The organism is Streptomyces sp. NPDC047880, assembly GCF_040706515.1.
GTDB lineage: Bacteria > Actinomycetota > Actinomycetes > Streptomycetales > Streptomycetaceae > Streptomyces.
On sequence record NZ_JBEZOK010000011.1, the window covers coordinates 174,669 to 192,806 of the forward strand.

The window sequence follows — 18,138 nt, forward strand, 5'->3', positions numbered from 1 at the left end:
AAGGGCCTTTCGTGGAGCGTGGGTTCAGGGGGGTTCAGAGGTGGCGGCGGCGGTCCGCGACCTGCCGGTCGTAGCGCTCGCGGGCCTCGACGGCGGCCGCGCGGGTGGCGGTCTCGGCCACCGGCACGTCCCACCAGGCCTCGGCCGGGGGAGCGGTCGGGGCCGGGTCGGTCTCGACGTACACACACGTCGGGTGGTCGGATGCGCGGGCCGCGGCGAGCGCCTCGCGCAGCTCGCGCACGGTCTTCGCGCGCAGCACCTCCATGCCGAGGCTGGCCGCGTTGGCGGCGAGGTCGACGGGCAGCGGGTCGCCGGTGAAGGTGCCGTCGGCGGCCCGGAAGCGGTAGGCCGTGCCGAAGCGTTCGCCGCCGGTCTCCTCCGACAGGCCGCCGATGGAGGCGTAGCCGTGGTTCTGGATCAGGACGATGTTGACCGGCAGGCCCTCCTGGACGGCCGTGACGATCTCCGTCGGCATCATGAGGTAGGTGCCGTCGCCGACCAGTGCCCACACAGGAGTGCCGGGGGCGGCCTGCTGGACGCCGATGCCGGCCGGGATCTCGTAGCCCATGCAGGAGTAGCCGTACTCCAGGTGGTACTGGCGCGGGCTGCGGGCGCGCCACAGCTTGTGCAGGTCGCCGGGGAGCGAACCGGCCGCGTTGATGACCACGTCGTCGTCGCCGACGGCGGCGTCCAGCGCGCCGAGCACCTGCGTCTGGGTGGGGACCGCAGTGTCGTCGTCGGCCCGGTAGGCGGCTTCCACGACCTCGTCCCAGCGCTCCCTGCCGGCACGGTACTCAGCCTCGTACGCCTCGGCCACGCGGTGCCCGGACAGCCCCTCGGCCAGCCGCTCCAGACCCGACCGCGCGTCGCACACCAGGGTCCGCGCGGCCAGCTTGTGCGCGTCGAAGCCGGTGATGTTCAGGTTGAGGAACCGCACGTCCGGGTTCCGGAAGAGCGTGCCGGAGGCGGTGGTGAAGTCGGTGTAGCGGGTGCCGACGCCGATCACCAGGTCGGCGGTACGGGCGAGCGCGTCGCTCACCGCCGTGCCGGTGTGCCCGATGCCGCCGAGGTCGGCGGGGTGGTCGTGCCGCAGGGAGCCCTTGCCGGCCTGGGTGGAGGCGACCGGGATGCCCGTGGACTCCACGAACGCCTTCAGGGCCTGCTCGGCCTCGCTGTGGTGGACGCCGCCGCCCGCCACGATCAGCGGCCGCTCGGCCGACCTGATCGCCTCGACGGCCGCCGCCAGCTCCACGGGGTCCGGCGCGGGACGCCGTACGTACCAGACACGCTCGGCGAAGAACTCCTCCGGCCAGTCGTACGCCTCGGCCTGCACGTCCTGCGGCAGGGCGAGGGTGACGGCGCCGGTCTCCGCCGGGTCGGCCAGCACGCGCATCGCCTGGAGCGCCGAGGGGATCAGCGCCTCGGGGCGGGTGATCCGGTCGAAGTACCTCGACACCGGGCGCAGCGTGTCGTTGACCGACACGTCGGCCTCGACCGGGTGCTCCAGCTGCTGGAGCAGCGGGTCGGGGGCGTGCGAGGCGAAGTAGTCGCCGGGCAGGAGCAGCACCGGCAGCCGGTTGATGGTCGCGAGCGCGGCGCCGGTGACCAGGTTGGTGGCGCCCGGGCCGATCGAGGTCGTCACGGCCTGTGCGGACAGGCGGTTGAGCTGGCGGGCGTGGCCGACGGCCGCGTGCACCATGGACTGCTCGTTGCGGCCCTGGTGGTAGGGCATCACATCGGCGTACTCGACCAGCGCCTGGCCGACCCCGGCGACGTTGCCATGGCCGAAGATGCCCCAGGTCCCGGCGATCAGCCGGCGGCGCACGCCGTCGCGCTCGGTGTACTGGGCGGACAGGAACCGGACCAGCGCCTGGGCGGTCGTCAGTCTGCGGGTGGGGGCGCTCATACGGAGGTCTCCGGGGCGGTGTAGAGGGGGAGCCGGGGGTCGACCGGCTGGTCCGGCCAGGTGTCGCGGACCCAGGCGTGGTCGGGGTGGTCGCAGATCAGCCAGGCGCGCTCTGCCTCCGGGCCCGCCATGACGTTCAGGTAGTACATGTGGTGGCCGGGCGTGGCCATCGACGGCCCGTGCCAGCCGTCCGGGATGAGGACGACGTCGCCGTCGCGCACCTCCGCGAGCACGTCGGTGTCCCGGCCCGGGCCGGACGGGGAGACGCGCTGGTAGCCGAGGCCGGGGACGCCGTCGTGGCCGGCGAACTCGAAGTAGTAGATCTCCTCCAGCACGGACTCCTCGCCGGGCCGGTGCTCGTCGTGCTTGTGCGGCGGGAACGACGACCAGTTGCCGCCCGGGGTGATCACCTCGACCGCGATGAGCTTGTCGCACTCGAAGACCCCGGCCGCGCCGAAGTTGTTGACCTGCCGGGAGCAGTTGCCGGTGCCCCGCAGCTCGACGGGCACCTCGGAGGCCGGCCCGTAGCGGGCGGGCAGCCTGCGGGTGCAGCGCGCACCGGTCAGTGCGAACCGGCCGCCCGCTGCGGACGCCACGGTCGCGCGGGCGTCGCGCTGCACGTACGCGAAATCACTGACGCCGCTGAACACGTCGGCGCGGCCCCGGAGTTCGAAGGTGTCCTGGCCGAAGTCGTCCGCGGCGGCGACGGTGCAGCCGCCGCTCAGCGGGACGACGATCCACTCGCTGTCTGCGGTGTCGAAGGAGTGCGCGCCGCCCGGCGGCAGCTCCAGGATCCGCAGGCTGGAGTGGCCCCAGCCGGCCTTCTCGGGCGTGACGTCGACGGCGTAGGGGCCGCCGAGGGCCTTGCCGGCGGGAAGGTGGTACGTCATTGATTCCTCCGGATCACAGTAGACCGACGGCCGTGTCCACGGCCTCTTCCACGCTGCCCCCGGCCGGGTAGAGCAGCGACCGTCCGACCACCATGCCCTGGACGGTGGGCAGCCGCAGGGCCTTGCGCCAGCGTTCGTAGGCGCCTTCCTGGTCCTCGCCCACCTCGCCGCCGAGCAGGACGACGGGCAGCGTCGAGGTCTGGAGGACCTCGGCCATGTCGTCCGGGTCCTCGGTGACGGGCAGCTTCAGCCAGGTGTAGGCGGAGGTGCCGCCCAGTCCCGAGGCGATCGCGACGGACCGGGTGACGGCCTCGGCGGACAGGTCGTTGCGGACCCTGCCGTCGACCCGCCGGGAGATGAACGGCTCGACGAAGAGCGGGAGCTTGCGGGCCGCCATGGCGTCGACGGCCCGCGCGGTGGACTCCAGCGTGGTCAGCGAGCCCGGGTCGTCGTAGTCGATGCGGACCAGGAGCTTGCCGGCGTCGAAGCGCAGCCGTGCGATGTCCTCGGCGCGGTGGCCGGTGAAGCGGTCGTCCATCTCGAAACAGGCCCCGGCGAGTCCGCCGCGGTTCATCGAGCCCATGACGACCTTGTTCTCCAGCACCCCGAGCAGGAGCAGGTCCTCCAGGATGTCGGCGGTGGCGAGCACGCCGTCGACGCCGGGCCGCGACAGCGCGGTGCACAGCCGCTCCAGCAGGTCCGCGCGGTCGGCCATGGCCAGACGCCGGTCGCCGACCCCGAGAGCGCCGCGCGCCGGGTGGTCGGCGGCCACGATCATCAGGCGGCCGCTGTCACCGATCAGCGGTCGGCGCACCCTGCGGGCCGCCGCCTCGGCGACGGCCTCGGGGTTGCGGGCTCTGACGGTGGTGAGGCCGGGGATGCCGATGTTCAAGGAAGGCTCCGTTTCAGTGGCTCGTGCTCGGCGACGGCACCCCGGCGAGGAGCTCCTCGACCTCGGAGGGGGTGGGCATCGCGGACGAGCAGGCGAGGCGGGAGGCGACGAGGGCGCCGGCGGCGTTGGCGTGGCGCATGGTCCGCTCCAGGTCCCAGCCGGCGAGCAGGCCGTGGCACAGCGAGCCGCCGAAGGCGTCCCCGGCGCCCAGGCCGTTGACCACCTCGACCGGCACCGGCGGCACCTCGGCCCGGGTGCCGTCGCGGTGCACGGCGAGGACCCCCTTGGGGCCCTGTTTGACGACGGCCAGCTCCACGCCCGCCTCCAGCAGCGCGTCCGCACAGGCCTGCGGCTCGCGCACACCGGTGGCGATCTCGCACTCGTCCAGGTTGCCGACCGCGACCGTGGCGTGCCGCAGGGCCTCGCGGTAGTACGGGCGGGCCTCCTCGGGATCGCCCCAGAACATCGGGCGCCAGTCGAGGTCGAAGACCGTGGTGCCGGACTTGTCGCGGGCCTTGAGGGCGGCGAGGGTGGCGGAGCGGCTCGGTTCCTCGCTCAGTCCGGTGCCGGTGATCCAGAAGATGCGGGCGTCGCGGATGGCGAAGAAGTCCAGCTCGTCGGTGTGGATCTCCAGGTCCGGCGCCTTGGGGCGGCGGTAGAAGTACAGCGGGAAGTCGTCCGGCGGGAAGATCTCGCAGAACGTGACCGGCGTCGGATACGCGGCGACCGGGGTGACCCAGCGGTCGTCGACGCCGAAGCCCTTCAGCTCCTGGTGCAGGTACGTGCCGAACGGATCGTCGCCGGTGCGCGTGATCACCGCCGTGCGGCGTCCGAGGCGGGCGGCCGCGACCGCCACATTGGCCGCGGAACCTCCCAGGAATTTCCCGAACGTGTCCACCGACTCCAGTGGGACGCCGGTCTGCAGGGGGTAGAGGTCGACCCCGATGCGGCCCATCGTGATCACATCGAAATACTGGGCTGGCTCGGCCATGCGCGACCTCCTCGGGAAGCTGGGGATGCGGGTCCTGGGGCGCCCTGACACGGTGGGGGCGTGGAACCACGGGACCTGCCGCCTCCCAGGTGTAGGTCTCCGAGGGCGGCACTGTCAATAGTTTGTACTTACATTCGGACCTGCTTGTGAAATGATGTCTTAACAAAGTATTGACAGCGGGCGCGGCAGGGACTTGTATCCCGTGCCATCGCAACAGTCGGTTTGCGGCATCATGATCCGGACTCCGTAAGGCTCCGGGACCACGGATCCCTTCGTGGTCCCTTCCTTTCCCCGCAGTAGCACAGTGAGGTGCCAGGAAAGATGGACCGCTCTTCCCACCCCCGCTCTCGCAGGCTCGCGCCCGTCGTCGCCCTCGCCGCGGCAGCGGCCCTGACCCTCGCCGGCTGCTCCAGCAGTTCCGGGGGCAAGAAGTCCGAGGAGGGCGCCGCCAACGCCTCGGCGGGCAAGGCGACCACGCCCCGCATGACCGTCGCCCTCGTCACCCACCAGGCGCCCGGCGACACCTTCTGGGACACCGTCCGCAAGGGCGCCGAGGCCGCGGCCGCCAAGGACAACATCAAGCTCGTCTACTCCGCCGACCCGAACGCGGGCAACCAGGCCAACCTGGTCCAGAACGCGATCGACCAGAAGGTCGACGGCATCGCCGTCACCCTCGCCAAGCCGGACGCGCTCAAGGGCGTCATAGGCAAGGCCGAGAAGTCCGGCATACCCGTCGTCGGCCTCAACTCCGGCCTGAGCGACTGGAAGAAGCTCAATCTGCTGGAGTTCTTCGGCCAGGACGAGTCCGTGGCGGGCGAGGCCTTCGGCAAGAAGCTGAACGAGGTCGGCGCCAAGAAGGTCCTCTGCGTCATGCAGGAGCAGGGCAACGTCGGCCTCACCCAGCGCTGCGACGGTGTCGCCAAGACCTTCGAGGGCAAGGTCGACCCGCAGAACGTCAACGGCACCGACATGCCGTCCGTGAAGTCGACGATCACCGCCAAGCTGAAGCAGGACCCGTCCATCGACTACGTCGTCACGCTCGGCGCGCCCTTCGCGCTGACCGCGGTGCAGTCGGTGTCGGACGCCGGCAGCAAGGCGAAGGTCGCCACCTTCGACCTCAACAAGGACCTCATCAAGGCCGTCAAGGGCGGCGACATCCAGTTCGCCGTCGACCAGCAGCCCTACCTCCAGGGGTACCTGGCCGTCGACGGCCTGTGGCTCTACAAGAACAACGGCAACTACAGCGGCGGCGGTGAGCAGCCCGTGCTGACCGGCCCGGCCTTCGTCGACAAGTCCAACGTCGACAAGATCGGGGAGTTCGCCGCGAAGGGCACCCGGTGATGAGCATGACCCAGCAGGCTGAGCCGGCGGTGGACACACCGCCGGCCCCCGGCCAGAAGCAGACGGACGGCCGGACGCGGCGGCGCCCGCTGGCGCTGCGGCTGCTCGCCCGGCCCGAGGTCGGCGTGTTCCTCGGCGCCGTGGCCGTGCTCGTGTTCTTCCTGTTCGCGGCACCGCCGGTGCGCGACGGCAGTTCGATGGCCAACATCCTCTACCAGTCGTCGACCATCGGGATCATGGCGCTGCCCGTGGCCCTGCTGATGATCGGCGGCGAGTTCGACCTCTCGGCGGGCGTCGCCGTGGTCACCTCGGCGCTGACCGCGTCGATGCTCAGCTACCAGCTGACGCTGAACGTCTGGATGGGCGTGATCGTCGCCCTGATCGTGTCCCTCGCGATCGGCGCGTTCAACGGCTGGCTGCTGGTCAAGACCGGTCTGCCGAGCTTCCTGGTCACCCTGGGCACCTTCCTGATCCTCCAGGGCGTGAACCTCGCGATCACCAAGCTGGTCACGGGCAACGTCGCCACCGACGACATCAGCGACATGGACGGCTTCGCCCAGGCGCAGAAGCTCTTCGCCTCCACGTTCGAGGTCGGCGGGGTCAACGTCAAGATCACCGTGGTGTGGTGGCTGGTCTTCGCTGCTCTGGCCACCTGGGTGCTGCTGCGCACCAAGTACGGCAACTGGATCTTCGCCGTCGGCGGCAACAAGGACTCCGCCCGGGCCGTCGGTGTCCCCGTGACCTTCACCAAGATCTCACTGTTCATGCTGGTCGGCTTCGGCGCCTGGTTCGTCGGCATGCACCAGCTGTTCTCCTTCAACACCGTGCAGTCCGGCGAGGGCGTGGGCCAGGAGCTCATCTACATCGCCGCAGCCGTCATCGGCGGCTGTCTGCTCACCGGTGGCTACGGCTCCGCGATCGGCACGGTCTTCGGCGCCTTCATGTTCGGCATGGTGCAGCAGGGCATCGTCTACGCCGGCTGGAACCCCGACTGGTTCAAGGCCTTCCTCGGCGTGATGCTCCTCGGCGCCGTCCTCATCAATCTGTGGGTCCAGCGCACGGCGACCCGGAGGTGACCGCGATGACCAGCGAAGAAACCGGCACCCACGGTGCCGTCCTCAAGGACACCCCGCCCGCCGGCGAGCGTCCCCTCGTCGAACTCCGCGGCGCCGGCAAGTCCTACGGCAACATCCGCGCCCTGCACGGCGTGAGCCTCGAAGTCCACCCCGGCAAGGTGACCTGCGTCCTCGGCGACAACGGCGCCGGCAAGTCCACCCTCATCAAGATCATCTCGGGGCTGCACCAGCACACCGAGGGCGAGTTCCTCGTCGACGGCGAACCGGTGCGCTTCTCCACCCCGCGCGAGGCCCTCGACAAGGGCATCGCCACGGTCTACCAGGACCTCGCGGTTGTCCCGCTGATGCCGGTGTGGCGCAACTTCTTCCTCGGCTCCGAGATGACCAAGGGCCCCTGGCCGCTGCGCCGTCTCGACATCGAGAAGATGAAGAAGACCGCGGACGAGGAACTGCGCAACATGGGCATCGTCCTGGACGACCTGGAGCAGCCCATCGGCACGCTCTCTGGCGGCCAGCGCCAGTGCGTCGCCATCGCCCGCGCCGTCTACTTCGGCGCCCGCGTCCTCATCCTGGACGAGCCCACCGCCGCCCTCGGCGTCAAGCAGTCCGGTGTGGTGCTGAAGTACATCGCCGCCGCCCGCGAGAAGGGCCTCGGCGTCATCTTCATCACCCACAACCCGCACCACGCCTACATGGTCGGCGACCACTTCAGCGTGCTGCGCCTCGGGACCATGGAACTGTCCGCCTCCCGCAGCGACGTCTCCCTCGAGGAACTGACCAACCACATGGCCGGCGGCGCCGAACTGGCCTCCCTCAAGCATGAGTTGTCCCAGGTCCGCGGCGTCGATGTCGAGGAGCTGCCCGAAGAGGGAGATCTCACCGCCCCCGTAGCCACGTCTTCGGAAGGAAAGTCCTGACATGGCCCACGCGCTCGACCGCATCCGGGTCGGCTCCGCCCCCGACTCCTGGGGCGTCTGGTTCCCCGACGACCCCCAGCAGGTGCCCTGGGAACGCTTCCTCGACGAGGTCGCCGAGGCCGGCTACTCCTGGATAGAACTCGGCCCGTACGGCTACCTGCCCACCGACCCGGCCCGGCTCACCGACGAGGTGACCAAGCGGAACCTCAAGGTCTCCGCCGGCACCATCTTCTGCGGCCTGCACCGCGGCCCCTCCGAGTGGGACTCCACCTGGGAGCAGGTCAGCCGGGTCGCCGCGCTCACCCAGGCCATGGACGCGGGGCACCTGGTGGTCATCCCCTCGTTCTGGCGGGACGACAAGACCGCCGAGATCCTCGAGCCGCCGGAGCTCACCGTCGAGCAGTGGCGCAACCTCACCACGGGCATGGAGCGCCTCGGCCGCGAGGTGAAGGACAGGTACGGCCTGGACATCGTCGTCCACCCGCACGCCGACACCCACATCGACACCGAGGAACACGTCGAGCGGTTCCTCGACTCGACCGACTCCGACGCCGTCAACCTCTGCCTCGACACCGGGCACTACGCCTACTGCGGCGGTGACAGCGTCAAGCTGATCGAGACCTACGGCGAGCGCATCGGCTATCTGCACCTCAAGCAGGTCGACCCGGAGATCCTCGCCGACGTCGTCAAGAACGAGGTCCCGTTCGGCCCCGCCGTCGCGCGCGGCGTGATGTGCGAACCGCCCGCGGGCGTGCCCGAGTTGGGGCCGGTCCTCACGGCGGCCCAGAAGCTCGGCGTGGACCTGTTCGCCATCGTCGAGCAGGACATGTACCCCTGTGAGCCGGACAAGCCGCTGCCCATCGCGGTGCGCACCCGCAAGTTCCTGAGGTCCTGCGGCGCCTGACGACCCGAAAGGACGGCCATGACGGAGCGCGCCCCCCTGGGCATCGCGGTCATCGGTACCGGAAGGATGGGCGCCGACCACGTGCGCCGCATCCGCGACGTCATCAGCGGAGCACGTGTGGCCGCCGTCGTGGACGTCGACGCGGAGCGCGCGAAGGCCGTCGCCGCCCGTGTCGACGGCTGCACCGCCCACACCGACCCGGCGGCCGCGATGGCGGCGGCCGACGTCGATGCCGTCCTGATCGCCTCCCCGGGCCCGGCCCACGAGGCCACCCTCCTCGCCGCCTTCGAGCACGATCTGCCCGTCCTGTGCGAGAAGCCGCTCACCCCCGACGCGGCCTCCGCCCTGCGCGTCCTCGAAGCCGAACTGCGCCTCGGCCACCGCCGGGTCCAGGTCGGTTTCATGCGTCGCTACGACCCCGAGTACGCGAAGCTGAAGGCCCTGCTGACGACCGGTCAGCTGGGCCGCCCGCTCATGGTGCACAACCGGCACCGCAACGTGGCCAGCCCGCCTTTCTTCACCAGCTCCATGCTCATCAGCGACTCCGTCGCCCACGAGGCCGACGTGACCCGCTGGCTGCTGGGCCAGGAGATCACAGCCGTCACGGTGCTGCGCCCCACCCCGTCGGCCAACGCCCCGGACGCGCTGCAGGACCCCCAGTTCGTCGTCTTCGAGACCGACGGCGGGGCCCTCAGCGACGTCGAGATCTTCGTCAACTGCGGCTTCGGCTACCAGGTCCAGGCCGAGGTGGTCTGCGAACGCGGCACCGCCCGCATCGGCGACGGCCACGCCCTGGTCACCAACATGGCCGGCCGCTGGGGCGGCACCATCGCCCAGGACTTCACCGAACGCTTCGAGACGGCCTACGACCAGGAGATCCAGGCCTGGGTCGACGCCACCCGCCGCGGCGAGACCACCGGCCCCAGCACCTGGGACGGCTACGCCGCGGCGGCGGTGTGCGAGGCGGGAGTGAGGGCGCTGGAGAACGGCGGCCGGGTGGAGATCGATCTGGTGGAGAAGCCGGCACAGTACAGGTGACGTCGAGGTCCGTCCAGCGCTCTTTCGTTCGCTCCGTGGCGGGCCCTACGCTCGGGGAGCGGCTCCGAAGGCCGGAGCCGCTCGTTCGCAAGCGGGGGAAGCCGTGGACGTGCCGACGCTGATCCTGCTGGGCGGGGCGGGCGGCGTATTGCGGGGACTGCTGGACGTCTACACCCGGTTCCTCGACTGGCACACGGACCGACGAGGACACCGCCGATTACCCTCGGGGCAAGAAGGGGGACCTCCGCGCTTCCAGCAGTACTTCGACCCTGTGGGTGATTCCGTCGCGGCCGTGGTGCACAGCGCGATGGGTGCGGGCGCCGCGGTGCTCCTCGGCACCACCGGCCAGATCAGCGGTGCCTACGCGGCACTGGTCGTCGGCATCTCCGCACCGGTGATCCTGACCCAGCTGGGCCGCGTTCAGTCGGTGAACGACGCGCTCACCGGCGGGCCGCAGCCCGAAACGGGCGTCGGGGTCCAGGCGGTGCCGGAGCCCGCGCCACAGGCCACGGCCGCCGCAGCGCCCTCTCCCGTTCCGGTGGCGCTGTCCGGGCCGGCCGTCGCACGGCCGGTGTCCGGCGAGAGCGACGGGACAGCGGGGGAGACGGGCAACGCCCCACCGCACACGGCGCACTCGAACGGCCGGCCCGCCGATGCCGCGGGCAGCCCGGCCAGGGAACGCCACGGCCGTGAGACTCCGCCCCTTCCTCCGAGGCCGGCCGTCGGAGAGGAGGGGACCGGATGACGCAGCGACCCGGTGCGCGTCGGCGCATCGCCGCGAGCATCCTGGGCGTGGACCGCGCGGGACGCCGGTTCCCCACGCTCGAACAGCAGCGTCGTCTGTCCCTCGGGCGACGGGTCCTCGCCTCGCTCCTCGGAATCGGTGTCCGCCCGTCCGCGCCCGCGCCCCGTACACGGGCAGCCGTGACGCCGCCGGCACCCGAACATGCTCCGGAGCCCACGGTGCCGGAGCCAACCACCGTCGCGTCCCGCACCGAGCACCCGGACCACGTCCCCGAAGCGGTTCCCCGGTCCCAGTCGACGAGTCGGCGCACCACGTGGGCCACAGCCCCGGCCGGCGACCGCTTCGCCGTGCCCGTCCACTTGCTGAACGAGGACCGCTCCGACTACGAGCGAACCCTCGACGCGGCGCTGCGTTCCGCACCGCACCGCCCGGAACTGGCCGCTCTCGGGCGGCGGCTCAACGTCGAACAGTTGCGCACCATGGCGCTCGACGCCACTGCGGTCATCACGGCGGCAGCGGGGAGTGAGTACCGCCACTACGTGAAGGTCCGCGACGAACGGCTCGGGCCGGCGATGTCCGCGCCGTCCTCTCGCGCAACCGCCCCGGCTCAGACGGACCCGGGCGCCCCAGGCTCCGCCACGACAGCAGGCGAGGTCGCCGAAACCGGCGGAGCCGGACTGGCGGCCGTCATCGCGGTGCTGGGGCCCGTCCTCGCAGGCACGGGCGCGGCGATCCTCCTGCTGGTCGGCTACATCCTGCGGATGCTCAACCCGGAGACGCCCATCGCCCGGACGATCATCACCACCGGCTGGCTGTTCGGCGCGGTGACCGGGGCCTCGCTCCTCGTCGCCGCCGTCGGGCTGCTCCTCACGGCTCTGCGCAACGAACCGGGCCGTCCTCCCGACGAGCCCATCGAGGTGACCCGGGCCAGGGACGCCTGGCTAGAGGCCCTGCTGGAGCGGGGCATCATGCCGTTCCTGCGGGAGGCGCTCACCGACCCGGCCTCGGCGGAGACCCGACAGCGTACGGTGCCACCCCCACCGGCCGGCCGTACGCCCGGCTTCACGAGCCCGGACTTCACCAGCCCCGACTTCACGAGCTCCGATTTCCCGAGTCCCGGCCACGGCGGGCCGGAGCGCCGGCCGGAGTGATCGCTGCGTGCGCCGGGCCGGAGCCACTGGAGAGCACCGGCCCGGCCGAAGTCAGCGCACGAGGCTGCGCGGGCCGGGGCACTCGACCTCGGGGCCGGCGATCGGTTCGGCGTACGAGGAGGCCACCCGCTCCACGCCGTGCCCGGCGGCGAACGCCTCGGCGCGGGCGCGGTCGCGGGCGGCCACCGCGACGAGGCGGTGCCCGGTCGCCCGGGCCGGGGCGGCCGGAAAGCGTTCGGTGATCCGTACGGCTCCCGGCACGCCTGTGCACAGGGGTTCCCGGCCCCTCCCGCTCACGCCTGCCGTACCTCCTCGATCGTCACGGGACGGTGCTCGTGCAGCGACAGGGTGCACGCGTCGGCGATCCAGCCCGCCTCCAGGGCGTCCTCGATCGTGCACGGCGACGGTCGGGTGCCGGCGACGACCTCGGTGAACGCGGTCAGTTCGGCGCGATAGGCCTCGGTGAAGCGGTCCATGAAGAAGTCGTGCGGCGGGCCCGCCGGGAACGTCACCCCGGGCTCGACCGAGCGCAGCGGCAGCTTGTCCTCCAAGCCGACGGCGATGGAGTCCTGGAAGCCGTGGATCTCCATGCGGACGTCGTAACCGCGTCCGTTGTGGCGGGAGTTGGAGACCACCGCGATCGTGCCGTCGTCGAGGGTGAGGATCGCGCCGGTGGTGTCGGCGTCGCCGGCCTCCTTGATGAAGTCCGCGCCGCGATTGCCGCCGACGGCGTAGACCTCGGTCACCTCGCGGCCGGTCACCCAGCGGATGATGTCGAAGTCGTGCACCGAGCAGTCGCGGAAGATGCCGCCGGAGGAGGCGATGTAGGCGGCCGGCGGGGGCGCCGGGTCGAGCGTGGTCGAGCGGACCGTGTGCAGTGTGCCGAGCTCACCGCTCTGCACGGCGGCCCGGGCGTTGACGAACCCGGCGTCGAAGCGCCGGTTGTAGCCGATCTGGATCGGCACGTCCCGGCCCGCGACGGCCTTGAGCACCTCGACCCCCTCGGCCATGGTCCTGGCGACGGGCTTCTCGCAGAAGACGGGGACACCCGCCTCGACACCGGCCAGGATCAGCGCCGGGTGGGCGTCCGTGGCGGCGGCGACGACGATGCCGTCCACACCGGTGGCCAGCAGCGCCTCCGGCGAATCCACCACATCGGCCCCGAACCGCTCGGCGGCGGACTTGGCGGCGTCCGCGAACGGATCGGTCAGGACGAGGGAGTCGACGGCGTCGAGTCCCGAGAGGGTCTCGGCGTGGAAGGCGCCGATGCGGCCGAGGCCGAGGATTCCGATACGCATGGGGGTGTTGCTCCTAGGGAGGGGGAGGGTTGCTTGCGGAGAGTTGTCAGTCCAGGCCGCCGAGGACGTTCTGGTCCCAGTCGATGACCGACCCGGTGACCACCCCGGACCGGTCCGACAGCAGGAAGACCACGAAATCGGCGATCTCGTCCGGCTGGCCGAGCTTGCCCATGGGCAGCTTCGCGGCGGCTTCGTCACGCCAGTCGTCCCCGGCCCCGTGGAACGCCTTCTGCGTGGCGTCCTCACCCTCCGTGGCCGTCCAGCCGATGTTGAGCCCGTTGATCCGGACCCGGTCCCAGCGGTGCGCGTGCGCGGCGTTGCGGGTCAGTCCGATCAGTCCTGCCTTGGCGGCGACATAGGGCGCGAGGAACGGCTGCCCGCCGTGCGCCGACGAGGTGATGATGTTGACGATGGTGCCCGGCGCCTGACGGCCCACCATGTCGGCCACCGCCGCCTGCATCGCGAAGAACGGGCCCTTGAGGTTGATCCCGATGTGCTGGTCGAACAGCTCGGGCGTGGTGTCCAGCAGCGTCCCCCGGGACGTCAGACCGGCGGAGTTCACCAGGCAGTCGACGCGGCCGTACGTCTCCACGACCCGGGCCACGGAGGCCTTTGCCTGCTCGGCGTCCGACAGGTCGGCCCGCATGTACAGGGCCTTGCCGCCCGCGGCGGTCAGTTCCGCCACCAGGGCCTCGCCTGGCCCGGGGCGCCGCCCGGTGACGGCCACGACCGCCCCTTCGCGCACCGCGGCCCGCGCGATGGCCGCGCCGACCCCCTGGCTGCCGCCGTTGACCAGGACGACCTTGTCGTCGAGAAGTCCCATCGGTTTCCTCAGCTCTCTCGCCGTTCGGCACCGGACCGCAGCGCGGCCCGGAGCGCCTGCGGTGTCCACTCCTCGCGCAGCGCGCGCCGCACCAGATCCGCCTGCGAGGGCGGGGCGAGGCCTTCGACCGGCGGGTCGCTGTCGAGGTTGGTGGGGAAGGGGTAGCCCTCGGCGCTCGCCGCGATCACCTGGTCCAGCCACGCCTGGTCGGCGCCTTCGGCCTTGCGCTCGAGGAGGACCGGGTACACCGCGTTCGCCACGGCCTCCCGGTCCACCGTCTCCATCGCGCGGCCGAAGGCGGACGACACCTGGAGCAGGTTCGCCATACGCCGGACGTCCGCCGAGCGGTTGGTGCCGGCCGCGTGGAAGAGCGCCGGGTTGAAGAACACGGCGTCGCCCTTGGCGAGCGGCAGCTGCACCTGGTGCGCCTCGAAGTACGACCGGAACTCCGGGAGCCGCCAGGCGAGGTAGCCCGGTTCGTACTTCTGCGAGTGTGGCAGGTACATCGTCGGCCCGGACTCCACCGGCATGTCGCAGTGCGCGACCGCGCCCTGGAGCGTCAGCACGGGGGAGAGGCGGTGCACGTGCGCCGGATAGGCGGCGGCGACCTCGTTCGACAGGAAGCCCAGGTGGTAGTCCCGGTGCGCGGTCTGGGCGGCGCCGCCCGGGTTGACCACGTTCAGCTGGGAGGTGACCTGGTAGCCGGGGCCGAGCCAGGCGGTGGCCACCAGGGCCAGGACGTCGTTGGCGTAGTAGTCGGCGAACGCCTCCGGGTCGTAGAGGGCCGCCTTCTCCAGCGCGTTCCACACCCGGTCGTTGGCACCGGGCCGGGCGAAGTGGTCACCGGCCGCCGCGCCCGAGGCGCGCTGCTTAGCGATCAGCGCCTCGAACACGGCGGTGGTCCGGTCCACGACGTCCGGGTCGGGGAAGGCGCCGCGGAAGACCACGATGCCGGGCCCCTCCGCGAGCGCCCGCACCAGCTCGGCCTGGACGACCCGGTCGCCTTCGAGCAGACCGCAGTCGTAGACGGGCACGTTCCGCTCGACCGCGCAAGCGTGCGGATAGTCGGCGGGATCCGTAGCCCGTTCCACCAGGTCGCGGAACGCCTCGAGATCACAGTCCTGCTCGGACAGCCAGGCACGGTGGTGTACGGAAGTGAAGGACATCGTCGTCCCTTCGGGGTCACGGAGCGACGCAGCCCTGTCATTCTTGTCAGTACAAACCCATCGAACAACCAGCAGCGAGCCATCAAAAACCCCTCAAGGAGCCGGCGCATGGGACACCCGTTCCCGATCCGCGAGATCGCCCGTCAGGCGGGCCTGAGCGAGGCGACCGTCGACCGGGTGCTGAACGGCAGGGGCGGAGTGCGCGAGAGCACCGCCCGGGAGGTCCGCCAGGCCATCGCCGATCTCGACCGGCAGCGCACCCAGGTGCGCCTCGTCGGCCGGACGTTCATGGTCGACATCGTGATGCAGGCGCCCGAGCGCTTCACCACGGCGATCCGCGCCGCCCTGGAGGCCGAACTGCCGTCCCTGCGCCCGGCGGTGCTGCGCTCCCGCTTCCACTTCCGCGAGACCGGCCCGGCCGCCGAGCTGGTGCGGATCCTCGACCGCATCGCACGGCGCGGCTCGCAGGGCGTGATCCTCAAGGCGCCGGACGTCCCCGAGGTGACCGCCGCGGTCGGCCGCCTCGAAGCCGCCGGCGTCCCGGTGGTGACGCTGGTGACCGACCTGCCGGCCAGCGCCCGCCTCGCCTACATCGGCATAGACGACAGGGCGGCGGGCGCCACGGCCGCCTATCTGATGGGCCAGTGGCTGGGGGAGCGCCCGGGCAACATCCTCACCAGCCTCAGCAGCGGGTTCTTCCGCAACGAGGAAGAGCGCGAGATGGGCTTCCGCAGCGCCATGCGCGCCCGGCACCCGGGGCGCACGCTGGTCGAGATCGCCGAGGGCCAGGGGCTGGACACCACCCAGTACGACCTCGTCCGGGCCGCGCTGGAACGCGACCCGGACATCCGCGCGGTGTACTCGATCGGCGGCGGCAACATCGCCACGCTGCGCGCCTTCGACGACCTCGGCCGCGACTGCGCGGTGTTCGTCGCGCACGACCTCGACCACGACAACACACGCCTGCTGCGCGAGCACCGCCTGTCCGCCGTGCTCCACCACGACCTCCGCCAGGACGTGCGCGAGGCCTGCCACACCGTCATGCGCGCCCACGACGCGCTGCCGCCGGCCGGACCGACCCTGCCGTCGGCCATCCAGGTCGTGACGCCGTACAACATGCCACCGCAGGCGGCCGTGTGATCCCCGGGGCGGCACCGGGCGTGGATACGTGAGGAGACCCGGCCCCGCCCCTACCGTCGGCCCATGTGGACCTCGCGCCCGGACGGCGGCCCCGAGCGGTTGGTGACCCTGGTCGACGGCGTGTTCGCCATCGCCATCACGCTGCTCGTCCTGGATCTCTCCGTGCCACGGGAACTCGAGCCCGCCGCGTACCGCGCGGCCCTGCGCGAGCTGCTCCCGGACCTCGGGGCCTACGCGCTGAGCGTCGCGGTGCTGGGGAGCTTCTGGCGCGACCACCGGCGGATCTTCCAGGACGTGCGGGAGATCGACGGCCAGGTGATCGGCATCTCGATGGTCGGCCTCGGCGCCGCGGCCCTCGTGCCGTTCCCGACCCGGCTGCTCGCCGAGTACGGCGCCCAGTCCGTGTCGGTCGCCGTGTACGCGGGTGCCGTCGCCGCGCTGGGCGCCTGCCACCTGGCCGTGGCCACCGTGCTGGCGAGGCGCCCCTGGCTGCGCCACGACACGCCCTCCGAGGCGGCGAGCACCCTCTACCTCCTGGACAGCGCCTCGTCCGTGGTGGTCTTCCTCGCCACCGTCCCGCTGGCCCTGGTGGCCGGCCCCAGGATCATGTGGATGTGGCTGGCCCTCGTGCCGGTGAAGGTCTACCTGGGCCGCAGGCTGACCAGCCCCACCTGACGGCGGGAGTCACGCCCGGCCGGTGACCTCCGCCCAGCTCCCGCTCTGCGCCGACCGCGCCATCGCGTCCAGCGCGGCCGCACTGTGGACGGCGTCCGCGAGCGTCGCTCCGTGCGGGGTGCCCTCGGCGACCGACCGCAGGAAGCGGTACGCCTCGACGACCTTCAGGTCGTCGTACCCCATGGCGTTCGCCGCACCGGGCTGGAACGCGGCGAACTCGCCGTGCCCCGGGCCCACGTACACCGTGGTGACGGACTGGTCCTGGTACGTGGTGCCGCGGCTGACCCCCAGCTCGTTCATGCGGCGGAAGTCCCAGAACACCGCGCCCTTCGTGCCGTGCACCTCGAAGCCGTAGTTGTTCTGCTCGCCGACCGACACCCGGCAGGCCTCCAGGACGCCGCGCGCCCCGGAGGCGAAGCGCAGCAGGCAGCCGACGTAGTCCTCGTTCTCGACCGGGCCGAGTTCGCCTCCGGCGGCGCGGCTGTGGCCGGCGGTGGCGCCGGACGGGCGGGCCCGCTCCGGGACGAAGATCGCCGTGTCGGCCGTCAGGGACGCGATGTCGCCGACGAGGTGACGGGCCAGGTCCACGCCGTGCGAAGCGAGGTCGCCCAGCACCCCGCTGCCGCCCCGCTCCCGTTCGTAGCGCCACGTCAGCGCGCCTTCGGGATGCGCCGCGTAGTCGCTGAACAGCCGGATGCGCAGATGCGTGACCGCGCCGATCTCGCCGGCGGCGATCAGCTCGCGGGCCGCCTCGACGGCGGGCGCGTTGCGGTAGTTGAAGCCCACCGTTGCCTGTACGCCGGCCCGAGCGACCGCGTCCGCGACCGCGCCGGCGTCCTCGGCGGTCAGCCCCACCGGCTTCTCGATCCAGATGTGCTTGCCGGCCTCGGCCATGGCGACGCCGATCTCACGGTGCAGGAAGTTCGGCGCGGTGATGCTGACCGCTCGCACGCGCGGATCGGCGGCCACCTCGCGCCAGTCCCGGGTCGCCGAGGCGAACCCGAACTGCGCGGCCGCCTCCTCGGCACGGCCCGGCACCTCCTCGGCGACCGTGACCAGCTCCGGGGCGAGGGGGAGCTGCGGATAGTGGTGCCGCACGCGCGCGTAGGCCTGGGTGTGCACCCGCCCCATCCAGCCGAATCCGATGACGGCGACGCCGAGCGTGTCCACCATGAGAGCCCCTTT

17 protein-coding genes and 1 pseudogene are annotated in these 18,138 nt (G+C 71.7%); 9 read left to right on the plus strand and 9 right to left on the minus strand.

The features are described 5' to 3' along the window. Window positions 1–34 precede the first annotated feature (34 nt). From iolD to iolC, 4 genes are read right to left on the minus strand one after another with little or no spacing between them, the layout of a single operon-like run. Window positions 35–1,906: a 3D-(3,5/4)-trihydroxycyclohexane-1,2-dione acylhydrolase (decyclizing) gene (gene iolD, locus AB0937_RS19030; protein WP_366713055.1), complete on the minus strand. Its 1,872-nt coding sequence runs from the start codon at window positions 1,904–1,906 to the stop codon at window positions 35–37. Continuing rightward, window positions 1,903–2,796, minus strand: coding sequence for a 5-deoxy-glucuronate isomerase (gene iolB / locus AB0937_RS19035; RefSeq protein ID WP_366713057.1), 894 nt, complete (start codon window positions 2,794–2,796; stop codon window positions 1,903–1,905). Before iolB ends, iolD begins: the two co-directional genes overlap by 4 nt. Before the next feature lie 13 nt (window positions 2,797–2,809). Further along, entirely contained in the window at window positions 2,810–3,688 is an 879-nt protein-coding gene (locus tag AB0937_RS19040) for a deoxyribose-phosphate aldolase (protein WP_366713059.1), read from the minus strand. Window positions 3,689–3,701: 13 nt separating this feature from the next. Beyond that, complete coding sequence (iolC, locus tag AB0937_RS19045; RefSeq protein WP_366713061.1) at window positions 3,702–4,679, minus strand: 5-dehydro-2-deoxygluconokinase; 978 nt, start codon at window positions 4,677–4,679, stop codon at window positions 3,702–3,704. 321 nt (window positions 4,680–5,000) lie between these two features. On the opposite strand from iolC, the gene AB0937_RS19050 reads away from it, so the two are divergent. From AB0937_RS19050 to AB0937_RS19080, 7 genes are all read left to right on the plus strand, one after another. Then, window positions 5,001–6,020: a sugar ABC transporter substrate-binding protein gene (locus AB0937_RS19050; RefSeq protein ID WP_366713063.1), complete on the plus strand. Its 1,020-nt coding sequence runs from the start codon at window positions 5,001–5,003 to the stop codon at window positions 6,018–6,020. Continuing rightward, window positions 6,020–7,096: an ABC transporter permease gene (locus tag AB0937_RS19055; RefSeq protein WP_366713065.1), complete on the plus strand. Its 1,077-nt coding sequence runs from the start codon at window positions 6,020–6,022 to the stop codon at window positions 7,094–7,096. The genes AB0937_RS19050 and AB0937_RS19055 overlap by 1 nt, the downstream gene beginning before the upstream one ends. Before the next feature lie 5 nt (window positions 7,097–7,101). Then, complete coding sequence (locus tag AB0937_RS19060) at window positions 7,102–8,013, plus strand: ATP-binding cassette domain-containing protein (protein WP_366713067.1); 912 nt, start codon at window positions 7,102–7,104, stop codon at window positions 8,011–8,013. Window position 8,014: 1 nt separating this feature from the next. Continuing rightward, window positions 8,015–8,917 (plus strand): sugar phosphate isomerase/epimerase, encoded by a 903-nt coding sequence (locus AB0937_RS19065; RefSeq protein ID WP_366713069.1) that lies wholly within the window; start codon window positions 8,015–8,017, stop codon window positions 8,915–8,917. A gap of 18 nt (window positions 8,918–8,935) precedes the next feature. Next, on the plus strand, window positions 8,936–9,955 hold the full coding sequence (locus tag AB0937_RS19070) for a Gfo/Idh/MocA family oxidoreductase (protein WP_366713071.1): 1,020 nt from the start codon (window positions 8,936–8,938) through the stop codon (window positions 9,953–9,955). A 109-nt stretch (window positions 9,956–10,064) separates the two neighbouring features. Continuing rightward, a complete protein-coding gene (locus AB0937_RS19075; protein ID WP_366713073.1) occupies window positions 10,065–10,700 on the plus strand; it encodes a hypothetical protein in 636 nt (211 codons plus the stop codon). Window positions 10,701–11,047: 347 nt separating this feature from the next. Next, window positions 11,048–11,851, plus strand: a complete 804-nt coding sequence (locus AB0937_RS19080) for a hypothetical protein (RefSeq protein ID WP_366713136.1) — start codon at window positions 11,048–11,050, stop codon at window positions 11,849–11,851. An 81-nt stretch (window positions 11,852–11,932) separates the two neighbouring features. Here AB0937_RS19080 and AB0937_RS19085 read toward each other — a convergent pair. The 4 genes and pseudogenes from AB0937_RS19085 to AB0937_RS19100 all read right to left on the minus strand — a co-directional run. Continuing rightward, window positions 11,933–12,148: pseudogene (locus AB0937_RS19085) on the minus strand (gfo/Idh/MocA family oxidoreductase); the annotation flags it as partial. Beyond that, the gene (locus AB0937_RS19090; protein WP_366713074.1) at window positions 12,145–13,149 is read right to left on the minus strand and encodes a Gfo/Idh/MocA family oxidoreductase; all 1,005 of its coding nucleotides are present in this window, start codon (window positions 13,147–13,149) and stop codon (window positions 12,145–12,147) included. The gene AB0937_RS19090 and the pseudogene AB0937_RS19085, both read right to left, overlap by 4 nt. Before the next feature lie 46 nt (window positions 13,150–13,195). Beyond that, window positions 13,196–13,972 carry an SDR family oxidoreductase gene (locus AB0937_RS19095; protein WP_366713075.1) on the minus strand — a complete coding sequence of 259 codons (777 nt, stop codon included), beginning with the start codon at window positions 13,970–13,972 and terminating at the stop codon, window positions 13,196–13,198. A gap of 8 nt (window positions 13,973–13,980) precedes the next feature. Next, window positions 13,981–15,138, minus strand: coding sequence for a phytanoyl-CoA dioxygenase family protein (locus AB0937_RS19100; protein WP_366713077.1), 1,158 nt, complete (start codon window positions 15,136–15,138; stop codon window positions 13,981–13,983). 108 nt (window positions 15,139–15,246) lie between these two features. On the opposite strand from AB0937_RS19100, the gene AB0937_RS19105 reads away from it, so the two are divergent. Beyond that, entirely contained in the window at window positions 15,247–16,278 is a 1,032-nt protein-coding gene (locus AB0937_RS19105) for a LacI family DNA-binding transcriptional regulator (RefSeq protein ID WP_366713079.1), read from the plus strand. Between the two features lie 63 nt (window positions 16,279–16,341). Next, on the plus strand, window positions 16,342–16,953 hold the full coding sequence (locus AB0937_RS19110; protein ID WP_366713080.1) for a TMEM175 family protein: 612 nt from the start codon (window positions 16,342–16,344) through the stop codon (window positions 16,951–16,953). A 9-nt stretch (window positions 16,954–16,962) separates the two neighbouring features. Here AB0937_RS19110 and AB0937_RS19115 read toward each other — a convergent pair whose 3' ends face one another. After that, window positions 16,963–18,126, minus strand: coding sequence for a Gfo/Idh/MocA family oxidoreductase (locus AB0937_RS19115; protein WP_366713082.1), 1,164 nt, complete (start codon window positions 18,124–18,126; stop codon window positions 16,963–16,965). Window positions 18,127–18,138: the final 12 nt, after the last annotated feature.